Genomic DNA, 13166 nt, shown 5'->3' with positions numbered 1-13166 from the left:
AAACCAAGGCAACGATATGAGTGATGTTTCTTCAGCCTCCGCCTCCCCGGTTCTCTCGGTCAGGAACCTGACGACCTCTTTCCTTGTCGATGGCGACTGGAAGCCGGTGGTGCGCGATGTCTCCTTCGACGTCATGTCAGGCGAGACGGTGGCGATCGTCGGCGAAAGCGGCTCGGGCAAGAGCGTCACCTCCCTTTCGATCATGCGATTGCTCGCCAAGGGATCGAGCCGCATCGATGGCGCCATCACCTTGAACGGCAAGGATGTTCTCGCTCTTTCGGAAAAGGAGATGCGCCGGGTGCGCGGCAACGACGCCGCCATGATCTTCCAGGAGCCGATGACATCCCTCAACCCGATCTTCACCATCGGCCGCCAGATCTCCGAAGCGCTCACCTGCCACGGCGATATCGGCAAGGCCGAGGCGCGGGCCGAGACGATCAGGTTGCTGGAAAAGGTCCGCATCCCGAACGCCGCCTCGCGCTTCGATGAATATCCGCACCAGTTCTCAGGCGGCATGCGCCAGCGCGTGATGATCGCCATGGCGCTCGCCAGCCGGCCGAAATTGCTGATCGCCGATGAGCCGACGACGGCGCTCGACGTGACGATCCAGGGCCAGATCCTCGACCTGATCAAGATGCTGCAGGAAGAAGAGGGCATGTCCGTGCTCTTTATCACACACGACATGGGCGTCGTCGCCGAAATCGCCGACCGCACCATCGTCATGTATCGCGGCGAGGCGGTGGAGACGGGTACGACCGACGACATCTTCCATCGCGGCGGGCACCCCTATACCCGCGCTCTGCTCTCGGCCGTGCCGCGCCTCGGCTCGATGGCCGACCGGAAATGGCCGCTGCGTTTCCCGGTCGTCGATACCACGACCGGCGAACGCCGCGAGCCGATCGAGGTGGCCGATACCGTCGACCGCCGCCGGACGCCGATCCTCGAAGTCAAGAACCTCGTTACCCGTTTCGACATCCGCGGCGGACTGCTCGGCCGCAAGACCGGCGCGATCCATGCGGTCGAGGACGTCTCCTTCGATCTCTTCCAGGGCGAGACTCTGTCGCTCGTCGGCGAATCCGGTTGCGGCAAGTCGACCACCGGCCGCTCGATCACCCGCCTCGTCCAGCCGAACGGCGGCAGCGTCAGCCTCGACGGCTATGACGTGCTGAGCCTTGACGCGGCCAGTCTCAGACGGATGCGCCGCAGCATCCAGATGATTTTTCAGGATCCCTTCGCCAGCCTCAACCCGCGCATGACCGTTGGCGCCGCCGTCGCCGAACCGATTACGGAGCATGGCCTCGGCACCGGCGCCCAGGCCCGCGACAAGGCGGCCGATCTTCTCGAACGCGTCGGGCTGAAAGCCGATATGATGAAACGCTATCCGCATGAATTCTCCGGCGGTCAGCGGCAGCGCATCTGCATAGCCCGCGCGCTCGCACTCGATCCGAAGGTGATCGTCGCCGACGAAAGCGTTTCAGCCCTCGATGTCTCGATCAAGGCGCAGGTCTGCAATCTGCTGATGGACCTGCAGCAAAGCCTCAACCTCGCCTTCCTGTTCATTTCCCACGATATGGCGGTGGTCGAGCGCGTCAGCCACCGCGTCGCGGTGATGTATCTCGGCGAAATCGTCGAGATTGGTCCGCGCGCGGAACTGTTCAGCAACCCGCAGCACGCTTACACGAAGAAGCTGATGGCAGCCGTGCCTGTTCCCGATCCCTCACGGCGCGGCATCAAGCGCAACCTCGGAACCGACGAGCTCAAGAGCCCTGTCCGCCCGGTTGGGTACGTCGCGCCGCCGCGCCGATATCGGGAAGTGTCGGCAGGTCATCTGGTGCGGCTCGATGAAGCCGCCTGAACGTGAAAACCCACTCTCCAAAGCATCAGGAAAACAAGCATTGCGGGAAAATAACCCGTGCCGGTGGCGCGCAGGCCGTCTTTTTTGCTGCACCGCTTATATGACTTCTGCTAGATATTATTTTACCGATAATTATTAACGACCGATTCCACCCTTTTGTGTTCTCTTATCCTTGCGAATCAAAAAGGTTTGATTTGCCCGGGGACGGCCACCATGTTGAAGCATGGGGCGATGCAACAGTTGGGTAGGAGCCTATGCTGCAACGGATTGAAGACATTGATGCAGCGCTCGTCGACAGGCTGCAGCATTCGGCGTTCAACTACTTCCTGAAATATACCAATCCCGAAAACGGCCTTGTGGCGGATACCTCGATCGGCGGGGTCCCGTGCAGCATCGCAGCCGTCGGCTTTGCGCTTTCCTCCTATCCTGTTGGTGTCGAGCGTTTATGGATCAGCCGCGAGGAGGCAGCCGAACGCACGGTCAATACGCTGCGGTTCTTCGCCGAGGCGCGTCAGGGCGACGAACGCCACGCGACCGGCCATCGCGGCTTCTTCTACCATTTCTTGCACATGGATACCGGCCATCGCGCCTGGAACAGCGAGCTTTCGACCATCGACACGGCGCTGCTCGTCGCCGGCATCCTGACGGCTGCGCAATATTTCAATCGTGAAGACGACGAGACGGAAACCGAAATCCGTGAACTCGCCACCTTCATCTACGAGCGCGTCGACTGGCGCTGGGCGCTGAACAAGGGCGACACGATTGCCATGGGTTGGAAGCCCTCTTCCGGCTTCCTGCGCTGGCGCTATCACGGCTTCGACGAGGCGATCATCCTCTATACGTTGGCGCTTGCCTCACCGACACATCCCATTCCGCAGTCGTGCTACGACGCCTTTACGTCAAGCTATTCCTGGATGCTGCACGGCAAGCAGTCCTATCTCTATGCCGGACCACTCTTCATACACCTCTTCTCGCATGCCTGGATCGATTTCCGCACCATTCAGGACAAGCCGATGGCGGAGCGGAACTGGGACTATTTCCGCAACACGCAGGTGATGATCAACGTCCAGCGTGACTATGCCGAGCGCAATCCCGGCCAGTTCGTCGGCTATAACAGAAATATCTGGGGTTTCTCCGCCTGTGACGGCCCGCCGCCGACACGGCGCATGCGCGGCGGCCGCCAGCCGAAGGTTCTGGGTTACGCTGCCCGCGGCGCCCCGCTCGGCCCCGATGACGGCACGATCGCACCCTGGGCAGCCCTTGCGTGCCTGCCTTACGATCGGCAGGCGGCTCTCGACGGCACCAAGGCGCTTCTGACGACCTATCCGAACCTGCTCTTGGAAGGCGGCTTTCCCGGCGGCTTCAACCCGACGGTCAAGACCAAGCGGCCGGAAGGCTGGGTGGACGACCGCACCGTCGGCATCGACCAGGGGCTTGTCGTCATGACCATCGAGAACGACCGTTCGGATTTCATCTGGAAGCTGATGCGGCAATCGCCGGTCATCCGCCTCGGCCTCGAACGGGCCGGCTTTACCGGCGGCTGGCTCGAAGGCATCGAGCCGGAAGAAGTGGTGCGCAAGTTCGGCTAAGTCTTATCAGTTCTCGAAGACATGCGCCTTGCCGGCGATGTCGAGGCGAACGAGATCGCCTCGCGCCGGAAGAGCGACGCTCGAGGTCTTGATCAGGATCGGCGGCAGCGCCACGCCGTCAAGCGAAACCGCAACGGTGCAGACCGCGCCGCCGAATTCCACCTCGACGACACGTCCGCCGTGGTTGCTATCGCTTTCATCGGCAACGACGCGGATCTGCTCGGGCCGCAGCATGATCTCCGCCTTGCCCTGACGGCTGCCTTCGACGGCGACGCGGCCGAGGGCGCAGTCTGCGAGGCCGTTCCGGATGATGGCGGGAAGCAGCACGGCATCGCCGAGAAACAGTGCCGTCTCGCGATCGCGCGGATGCAGATACAATGACTGCGGCGACCCGGCCTGGATCAGCCGTCCTTCTCTCAGAACCGCCACCTGATCGGCAAAGGTCAGCGCCTCTTCCTGGTCATGGGTGACGAGGATGGTGGTGATGCCGGCCGCCTGCAGCACGCGCGCAACCGCCTTGCGCATATTTTCCCGCAGACCGGTATCGAGTGCCGAGAAAGGTTCGTCGAGCAGCATCAGCCGCGGCTTGCGGCCGAGCGCGCGGGCAAGCGCCACGCGCTGCTGCTGGCCGCCGGAAAGCTGATGCGGGCGCCGCGTCAGCATTCCGCGGTCGAGTTCGACCATATCGAGCAGCTCGAGCACGCGCTTCTCGCGATCCGCTGCCCTTCGTTCGAAGCCGAAGCCGATATTTTCGGCAACGCTTAAGTGCGGAAACAACGCGCCGTCCTGCGAGACGATGCCGATGCCGCGTTTATGCGCCGGTACTGTCGCCGGACCGTCGGCGAGCACCTCGCCATCCAGCGTCACCCTGCCGACATCGGGTTGCTCGAAGCCGGCAATAATGCGCAGCAGCGTCGTCTTGCCCGAACCGGACGGGCCGACGACCGCCGTGCGGCTGCCCGCCGCGACGTCGAGCGAAATATCCTTCAACGCCTGGACGGGGCCATAGCGCTTGCTGATGTTCTCGATCGTAAGCAGCGTCATTGGCCGGCGGTCCGTTTCGATTGGGTATAGAGCATCAGGGTGAGCGGCAGCGACAGCACGACCATCATGAAGGCGTAGGGCGCGGCCGAGACATAATCGATCTCGCTGGTCAGCGACCAGAATTTCGTCGCCAGCGTATCGACGCCATTGGGCGACAGCATCAGTGTCGCCGTGAGTTCATTGGTGATGCCGAGCGCGGCCAGCGCGACGCTGGCGGCCGCTCCGGGTGCTGCAAGCCGCATGGTGATCTGCCGCACCGCCTGGCCCGGGGTGCGGCCGAGACCCATCGCGGCGCGCTCCAGTTCCACCGGGGCCTGGGCGATGCTGGCGCGCAGTCCGACCATGGCGCGCGGCAGGAAAAGCATCACATAGGCAACGAGCAGCGTTCCGAAGGTCTGATAGAGCGGCAGCACCAGACGCACGGTAATCGTCACCAGCGCCAGCGCCACGACGACGCCCGGCAGCGAGCCGACATAATAATGGCAGGCTTCGAGCACGCGCTGGAAGCGGCCGGGCGCACGCACGGAAAGCCAGGCCATCGGTGCTGCGGCAATCGTCGCCAGCACGCCGCCGACAACGGCAAGCACGATCGTCTGCAGGAAGGCGCTGCCGACTTCGATGCGCCAGATATCGATGCCGCCGAGATAGAGCCAGCGGCCAAGCGTCACCAGCGGCACGCCGAGCGTCAGCACCGCCAGGATGGCGGGCAGCAACACGGCCGGCACCACGAACCAACCCAGCCGACGGCGATCCGCCGGACGTGGCGACCCGGAGCCGACGCGGGCATAACGTTCATTGCCGCGCACCAACACCTCGAAGCCGAGCAAAAAAAGACAGCAGGCGACGAGCACGCCGCCGAGCATGTTGGAGGCCGGGCTGTTGTAGGAAGACTGGAACTGATCGACGATCGCCGTCGCGAACGTGTCGAACCGGATCATGACGAACAGGCCGTATTCCGAAAGCAGATGCAGCGCAATCAGCAGCGAGCCGCCGCAGATGGCAAGCCTGAGCTGCGGCAGCACGGCGCGGAAGAAGACCTGCCAGGGATTAAGACCAAGCGAGGCAGCGGCATCCTCGATGGCCGGATCGAGACGGCGCAATGCTGCGACGACCGGCAGGTAGAGGAACGGATAATAGGCGATGACCGAGACGAAGACGCCGCTCTGCAGGCCGCGCATGCCGGGAACGAGGCTGACCCAGGCATAGCTGTGCACGAAGGCAGGTACGGCGAGCGGGGCGATCGCCAGCCAGGCCCAGAGCCGCGCGAAAGGAATGTCCGTCCGCTCCGTCAGCCAGGCAAGCGTCACGGCAAGCGCGATCGACAGCGGGATGGTGATCGATTCCAGGAGAACCGTATTGACGAGAAGTTCGCCGACGCGTGGCCGGAAGACCAGGGCCTTCACCGTTTCCCAGCCGACATCGTAGGTGACCCAGCCGATGAAGCCGAGCGGCACGAGACTGAAGATCGCGACGGCGGTTGCAAGCAGGATCACCGAAGCGTGCGGCATGCGTCCGCGCGGCAAAACCATTCGCGCGGCCCTCGGCGCGACCGGCGCCTCGTTGCCGGATGCGAGCAATCTGTTGTCCTGCAGCAAGGCCAATGCCTTTACACGCTGAAAAAGGAAGGCAACCGCCTTTGAAAGGCGGTTGCCGGATATCGTCATGCCCTAAGGTTTTCTTGAGCCAAAAGCAATAGTTTTGGCCGGAGGAAGCCTGCGGCAGAAAGGTTAGATCAAGCCGGCGGCCGTCATCAGCTCGACGACCTTCTTGCTGTCGAGGGTCGACGCTTCGACCTTCGGCGCGTTGAGATCGGCAAGCGGAGTGAGCTTGTCGTTGGAGGGCGCATCCTTGCCGATGGCATATTCATAGGAATCGCCGTCCTTGAGGACTGCCTGGCCAGCCTTGCTAGTCAGCAACTTCAGGAAAGCCTGGGCTTCCTTCATGTGCTGCGTGGACTTCAGAATGCCGCCGCCCGAAACGCTGACGAAAGCGCCCGGATCCTGGTTCTTGAAGTAGTGCAGGCCGACATTCTTGCTGTTCTCGCCTGTTTTGGCCTGATCGCCGAACCAATAATAGTGGTAGATGATCGCGCCTTCGACTTCGCCTGAATTGACGGCCTTCATGGCGACGCTGTTGCCCTTGTAGGGCGTGGCGTTTTCCTTGAAAGCCTTCAGCCAGTCGGCCGTCGACTGTTCGCCCTTGAGCTGCAGCAGGGCGGCGACGATGGCTTGGAAGTCGGCACCGGCAGGTGCTGCGCCCCAGCGGCCCTTCCAGGCGGGATCTGCGAGGTCGAGCATCGACTTCGGCAGCTTGTCTTCGGTGAGTTTCGTCTTGTCATAGGCAAAGACGGTGGTGCGGGCGGCAATGCCCGTCCACATGCCGTCAGCCGGGCGATACTGATCCGGAACCTGATCCAGCGTTTCCTTTTCGATGGGGGCGAAGAGGCCCGCGCCATCGACCAGCGTCATTGCCGGCGAATTCTCGGTCAGGAAGATATCCGCGGGAGAGGCGTCGCCTTCCTGAATGATCTGGTTGGCGAATTGCATGTCGCTGCCCTGACGCATGGTGACCTTGATGCCGGTCTCCTTGGTGAAAGCAGCGATCCATTCGCGGCCGAGGCTTTCGTGCTGGGCATTGTACACAACGAGACCTTCATCCTGCGCATTGGCGCTGCCTGCGAGCGCGGTGGCGGAGAGAAGCGAAGCGGCAAGCACGAGGGAAAAACGGTTAAGAGCAATGTTCATGATGGCCTCCATGGCGATGTCGCCCGAGCTCTCCAAGGGCGATGAGAGCGTATATTTTCCTGACTGCCTATTTCAAGTTTGGCTTAGCCGGAAAAGCCATCACAATATCTTGACTAAATATTTCATATTACAGGGGAATAAATCGCGATTGATCAAAAAGGCGACGCTCCGCGAGCGCCGCCCTCTTTTGCAGCCTTTTGCCGCCGGCTTATTCGACGTCGAACTTGACGCCCTGCGCAAGCGGCAGCGTCCTGCCGTAATTGATGGTGTTGGTAGAGCGGCGCATATAGGCCTTCCAGGCATCCGAGCCGGATTCGCGGCCGCCGCCGGTCTCCTTCTCGCCGCCAAAGGCGCCACCAATCTCGGCGCCTGATGGCCCGAGATTGACGTTGGCGATGCCGCAATCCGAACCGCGGGCGGAGACGAAGGTTTCGGCCTCGCGCATGTCGTTGGTGAAGATCGATGACGACAGCCCTTGCGGCACGGCATTGTGCAGCGCCAGAACGTCGTCGAAGTCACTGTATTTCATCACATAAAGGATCGGCGCGAAGGTCTCGTGCTCGACGGGGCCGGTCTGATCCGGCATTTCGACAAGCGCCGGACGAACGTAGAAGGCGTCAACCGAGCCATTGTCGACGCGCTCGCCGCCGGTCACAATGCCGCCAGCCGATTTCGCCTCGCCAAGCGCTGCCTGCATCTTCTCGAAAGCCTGGCCGTCGATCAGCGGTCCCACAAGCGTACCGCTTTCCAACGGATTGCCGATGGTGACGGAGCCATAGGCCTTCTGCAGGCGCGGCACCAGCTGGTCGTAGACGCTGTCATGCACGAAGAGACGGCGCAGCGTCGTGCAGCGCTGGCCGGCCGTACCCATGGCGGAGAAGGCGACGCCGCGCAGCGTCAGGTCGAGATCGGCGCTCGGGCAGACGATCGCCGCATTGTTGCCGCCGAGTTCGAGAATGGCGCGGGCGAAACGCTGCGACAGGCGCGGACCGACGGCGCGGCCCATGGCCGTCGAGCCCGTGGCGGAGACGAGTGGGATCTTCGGATGATCGACCAGCACTTCGCCGACCTCGCGGCCACCGATGATCAGCGTCGACAGATTGGCCGGTGCGCTACCGCCCTCGGCGACGAAACGCTTCAGCGCCTTTTCGAACAGCGCCTGCACGGCAAGCGCCGTCAACGGCGTCTTTTCCGAGGGCTTCCAGACGGTGGAATTGCCGCAGACCATCGCGAGCGCCGCATTCCACGACCAGACGGCAACCGGAAAGTTGAAGGCGGAGATGATGCCGATCACGCCGAGCGGATGCCAGCTTTCCATCATCCGGTGCTCGGAGCGCTCGGTGGCGATCGTCAGGCCGTAGAGCTGACGGGAAAGGCCGACGGCGAAATCGCAGATGTCGATCATCTCCTGCACTTCGCCCAGGCCTTCCGAGGTGATCTTGCCGACCTCGATCGAAACGAGACGGCCGAGCGCCGCCTTGGAGGCGCGCAGCTCCTCGCCCAGCAAGCGGACCAGTTCGCCGCGCTTCGGCGCCGGCACGGCACGCCATTCGAGGAAGGCCTGGTGCGCCTCTTCGATCGCCGTCTTCGTCTCGGAAACGGAATGTTCCCTGAGTTTGCCGATTTCCTTGCCGGTGACCGGCGAGGTGACGGAAAGCGTGCCGCCGTGATAGCGGCCGGCATCGACGCCGAGTTCGGCAAGCAGCTTGGCGGTTTCGGAGGCGAGATCGAGGACGGCGATGGTCATTGTCGTGTTTCCAATCTTATTATTCTCAGAAGCGTGTATCGCTTCTCAGAGGCGGGCATCGGCGAAATGGGCGACCTGAGCGCCGGCTTCGTACCATATTTCCTTGAGTGCACGGAAGCTTGGCTCGGTGGGCGAAGTCAGCGGCAGCGGCAGATCGGCTTCCGGAAGCCGGCCGAGGATAAGATCCGCCAGTGTACGGCCGAAGACCGTACCGGGGGCAATGCCGCGGCCGTTGTAGCCCGAAAAGCCGACGACACCAGGTGCGAATTTGTGGAAGCGCGGCAACGCATTATCGGTCATGCCGATCTGGCCATACCATTCGCACTCGAATTCGACGTTGCCGATAACAGGGAAGAGCCGCTTCAATGCGCGCTTGGCCCAGCCCTTGTGTACGGCCAGTCCGGTATTGCGCAGCGCCCCGACACTGCCGAAAACGAGACGGCCGGCCTGGTCCATACGGAAGGAGGAGAGGATTTCTTTGGTATCCCATGCGCCTTCCCGCCCCGGCAGGATCGACTGACGCAGATTGTGGCCGAGCGGCACAGTGGCGAAATTGAAATAGGGCAGATGCACCTGTTCGCTGCGCACCTGCTCCCACGGGCCGGTGCTGTAGGCATCAGTCGCAACGATGATCCACTCCGCGCTGACTTCACCCTTAGCTGTCTTCACCATCCAGCGGCTGCCATTACGCTCCGTCGCGATGACCGGGCTGGATGTATGAATGGCGACGCCCGCCTTGACGGCGGCATGGGCAAGGCCGCGCGCATAGGCAAGCGGCTGCAGCGTGCCGGCGCGTTTGTCGAGCAGCGAGCCTGTATAGCCATCGCTGCCGATACGTTTTGCCGTTTCGGCCGCATCGAGCAGCCTCACGGCTGCGCCGCGCGCGGCCCATTGCGCCGCGCGTGCCTCGATCTCCTTCAGCCCATCAGCGCCGACCGCGCAATGCAGCGTGCCGTTCCGTTCGAGTTCGCAGGCAATCTGATGTTTGTCGATCAGCTCCATGACGAGCTTCGGCGCATTGCCGAGCAGATCGAGAAGACGTTCGCCATGCACCGGACCGAGCACGCCGGGCAGATCGTTCGGCATCACCCACATGCCGGCATTGATCAGCCCGACATTGCGCCCGGCACCGCCGAAGCCGATCTCCTTCGCCTCCAACAGCACCACCTTCGACCCGGCTTCGGCAAGATGCAGGGCGGAAGAGAGGCCGGTGTAGCCACCGCCGACGATGACGACATCGGCCGACATCGCGCCGTCGAGAGGCGACGTCGTCGGCGGTTCGGGCGCTGTATTTTCCCAGAGGCCGTGGGAGCGCGGATCATTCAGCATGGCTCAGTCCGATCAGAGCGAAATCGCGGGATACTCTAATGCATAAAAGAAAGTGTTGAACCTGCCATTTCACGCAACCGTCTTCAACGGCAAGCCCACAAGGCCGAGCGCCTCCAGCGCCGAATCCAGCGATGCCGCCTGGCGTTCGGCGTAGAGCGCCAGCTCGTCCTGGACGGTGGCGCCAAGTGCTGCCTCGAAGGCGTCGCGGTTCGAGCGGGTCGCGTAGTTCTGCTGCTGGTCGGTGCCGAGGTTCGACTGGAAGATGCCGGCCGCGCTGACGGGCAGGAAGTCTTCGTAGACGATCGGGGTGAAGGTGAGGTAACCCGAGGCGATCAGTGCCTCCGGATCACCGGGCAGCGTGCTGCCGGCCGCGGCGGCAATGCCCGCAGGCGTCGCGGAATAGCGGAAGAAGGCCAGATTCTCTCTGCGCAGCTCATCCCAGCTGTCCGGCAGTGCCTTGAAACGTGCGGCGAGTTCGTCGTCGTAGGCACCGGCCTTGGCGCCGCCGTCGCCGACCTGCACCTCGCCGCGAACGGAGGCGAGCAGCTGGTCATAGAGCGTCCGGCCCTTCGCCGTCAGCGCCACGCCGCGCTGTTCGATCTCCCCGAAGCGGGCGGCATGCGTCCCTTGCATCGCGCCGTCATCACCGGAAAAGGCGATCATTTCCTCCAGCGCCTTGAAACTCGTCTGCCGCAGCAGGATATCGCAATGACGACGCGGCGGCCCTTCGATGACCGCCTTTGGCGTAATGCCGCGTTCCGGCATGCGGGCCTGGACTGCGTCGATATCGAGCGTGCGCGGCGTCAGATGGTTGATATGCGGCCCCTTGAAGCTGACGACGTCGGCGATCAGCCGATGGGCGTCATGCAGCCGCTTGTAGGTGTCGGCGCTGACTGTCGCTTCGCCATGCCAGCGGAAGGTTTCAAGCGCCTCGGCGACGAATTCCATCGCTTCTGCCTTGGTCAGGCCGCCGTTCTGCTCGTGGCGCTCGATCAGCGTGACGGCGCGCGGCGTGTAAATCCGCCGTTTCGCCAGAATGGCTTCGGCTTCGCCGCGCAACCCCTCGTCCTCGATCAGCTCCAATCGCAGCAGCGAGGTGAAGACCCGGAATGGATTAACGTTGAGCGCGGCCTCGTCGATTGGCCGGAAGCTGGTGGAATGAACCGGCACGCCGGCGACCGAAAGATCGTAATAGCCGACAGGCTGCATGCCCATGACCGCAAACAGCCGCCGAATGGTGAAGAGCTCGTCGGCCGTACCGAGCCGGATGGCGCCGTGGCGCTCGACATCGATACGCTCCAGCTCGCCGGCGCGGGCCAGGCGATCGCGCAGGTCAGGATCCTTTTCGAGGCAGCCGGCATTCACATCCGCCACCAGTTCGATCAGCGTGCCGTATTGCGGCACCTCCGCCCGGTACATCTGCGACATCGCCTCGGTAAACAGCGATCGGATGCGGTCTCGGGAAACGAAGGCTTGCGGCATTGGGAAACTCCGGCTCATTCCGTTTTTGCAGGATGAACCTCTTTACACGCGCGACAAAGCCGCAAATATCGCTATTTCGGAAATAGCCCATTCTGAAATGGAATGACCATGCTGACATCTAGACGTTTTCTGCCGTCGATTTCGCATCTCGCCGCCTTCGAGGCGGTCGCCCGCACCGGCAGCGTGACGGCAGCGGCGCGCGAACTCGATCTGACGCAGAGCGCCGTCAGCCGCCAGGTGAGCGCGCTGGAGGAGCAGCTTGGCGTCGAGCTCTTCCTGCGCGAACGCCAGACTATGCGGCTGACGCTTGCCGGCGACGGCTATGCCCGCGAGATTCGCGAGGCGCTGCGGCGGATATCGAGCGCCTCGCTGAACCTGCGCGCCAATCCGCATGGCGGCACGCTCAATCTCGCCATCCTGCCGACTTTCGGCACGCGCTGGCTGGCGCCGCGCCTGGGACGCTTTCTCGCCGCCAATGCCGGCGTGACCATCAATCTGGTGACCCGGCTTTCGCCCTTCGATTTCCGCCTCGATTCGATCGACGCCGCCATCCATTTCGGCCACCCGCACTGGCCGGGCGCCGAACTCGCGCTTCTGATGTCGGAGCGCACGGTGCCGGCCTGCAGTCCGGATTTTCTGAAGCGATACGCGATCAAAACACCGGAGGATCTGCTCGCCGTTCCGCTGCTGCACCTGACGACGCGTCCTGACGCCTGGGAGCAATGGTTCGCCGGCAATGGCGTTTCCTTCGAAAATGTGCACGGCATGCTCTTCGACCAGTTCGCTACCGCCGCGCAGGCCGCAATCGCCGGCCTCGGCGTTGCCCTGCTGCCGACATTCCTGATGCAGGAGGAGATCAGGCGCGGCGATCTCGTCGCCGCTGTCGATCGTGAAATGGAAAGCCGCGAGCGCTATTATCTCGCCTTTCCGCCCGAGCGCGCCGACTATGCGCCGCTTGCCGCCTTTCGCGACTGGATCGTCGCGGAAGCGGCCGCCAACCGGGCTCCGTGACGAACGGCTTGCATCGGCATGGCGCTTTCGACCATTATACCTACCAAACAAACCTCTGCAGGAAACCTCCATGAAGCCGATCTTCGTCCAGCTCCAATGCGCACCCGGCAAGACCTATGATGTCGCCGACGCCATCTACCAGACCGAACTGGTTTCGGAGCTTTATTCCACAAGCGGCGACTACGACCTGCTGCTGAAGGTCTATATCGAGGAAGGCCAGGATATCGGCAAGTTCATCAACGACAACATCGCCAATATTCCCGGCATCGTCCGCTCGCTGACGACGCTGACCTTCAAGGCATTCTGAATTCCCGTCAGACACGGTTAACCTCTTTCGCGAAGATTGGCCCTCGCAAGCGGTCGCT

At 62.8% G+C, this 13166-nt stretch carries 10 protein-coding genes; 4 read left to right on the top strand and 6 right to left on the bottom strand.

The window, feature by feature from the left end; translation table 11 throughout:
* Positions 1-16 precede the first annotated feature (16 nt).
* Positions 17-1855, top strand: a complete 1839-nt coding sequence (locus tag HFO71_RS15105) for an ABC transporter ATP-binding protein (protein WP_221988208.1) — start codon at positions 17-19, stop codon at positions 1853-1855.
* Positions 1856-2109: 254 nt separating this feature from the next.
* Positions 2110-3444, top strand: coding sequence for a glucoamylase family protein (locus HFO71_RS15100; RefSeq protein WP_077977912.1), 1335 nt, complete (start codon positions 2110-2112; stop codon positions 3442-3444).
* A 6-nt stretch (positions 3445-3450) separates the two neighbouring features.
* Here the strand turns inward: HFO71_RS15100 and HFO71_RS15095 are convergent, their stop codons facing one another.
* The 6 genes from HFO71_RS15095 to hglS all read right to left on the bottom strand — a co-directional run bounded on the left by HFO71_RS15095 (position 3451) and on the right by hglS (position 11808).
* A complete protein-coding gene (locus HFO71_RS15095; RefSeq protein WP_131640856.1) occupies positions 3451-4488 on the bottom strand; it encodes an ABC transporter ATP-binding protein in 1038 nt (345 codons plus the stop codon).
* Positions 4485-6152, bottom strand: coding sequence for an ABC transporter permease (locus HFO71_RS15090; protein ID WP_077977914.1), 1668 nt, complete (start codon positions 6150-6152; stop codon positions 4485-4487). The genes HFO71_RS15095 and HFO71_RS15090 overlap by 4 nt, the downstream gene beginning before the upstream one ends.
* 63 nt (positions 6153-6215) lie before the next feature.
* On the bottom strand, positions 6216-7232 hold the full coding sequence (locus HFO71_RS15085) for an iron ABC transporter substrate-binding protein (protein WP_221988207.1): 1017 nt from the start codon (positions 7230-7232) through the stop codon (positions 6216-6218).
* A gap of 208 nt (positions 7233-7440) precedes the next feature.
* Entirely contained in the window at positions 7441-8979 is a 1539-nt protein-coding gene (gene amaB / locus HFO71_RS15080; RefSeq protein WP_077977915.1) for an L-piperidine-6-carboxylate dehydrogenase, read from the bottom strand.
* Positions 8980-9024: 45 nt separating this feature from the next.
* Entirely contained in the window at positions 9025-10308 is a 1284-nt protein-coding gene (locus tag HFO71_RS15075) for an NAD(P)/FAD-dependent oxidoreductase (RefSeq protein ID WP_221988206.1), read from the bottom strand.
* Between the two features lie 69 nt (positions 10309-10377).
* On the bottom strand, positions 10378-11808 hold the full coding sequence (hglS, locus tag HFO71_RS15070) for a 2-oxoadipate dioxygenase/decarboxylase HglS (protein ID WP_221988205.1): 1431 nt from the start codon (positions 11806-11808) through the stop codon (positions 10378-10380).
* Positions 11809-11892: 84 nt separating this feature from the next.
* Here hglS and HFO71_RS15065 point away from each other — a divergent pair, with 84 nt between their 5' ends.
* Entirely contained in the window at positions 11893-12801 is a 909-nt protein-coding gene (locus tag HFO71_RS15065; RefSeq protein WP_183594559.1) for a LysR family transcriptional regulator, read from the top strand.
* Between the two features lie 70 nt (positions 12802-12871).
* Complete coding sequence (locus HFO71_RS15060) at positions 12872-13108, top strand: Lrp/AsnC ligand binding domain-containing protein (RefSeq protein ID WP_003543721.1); 237 nt, start codon at positions 12872-12874, stop codon at positions 13106-13108.
* Positions 13109-13166: the final 58 nt, after the last annotated feature.

It is taken from the genome of Rhizobium laguerreae (assembly GCF_019778565.1).
In the GTDB taxonomy this organism is placed as follows: Bacteria; Pseudomonadota; Alphaproteobacteria; order Rhizobiales; family Rhizobiaceae; genus Rhizobium; species Rhizobium laguerreae.
The sequence above is the reverse complement of the archived record's forward strand: the minus strand, read 5'-3'. Positions and strand labels throughout refer to the sequence as shown.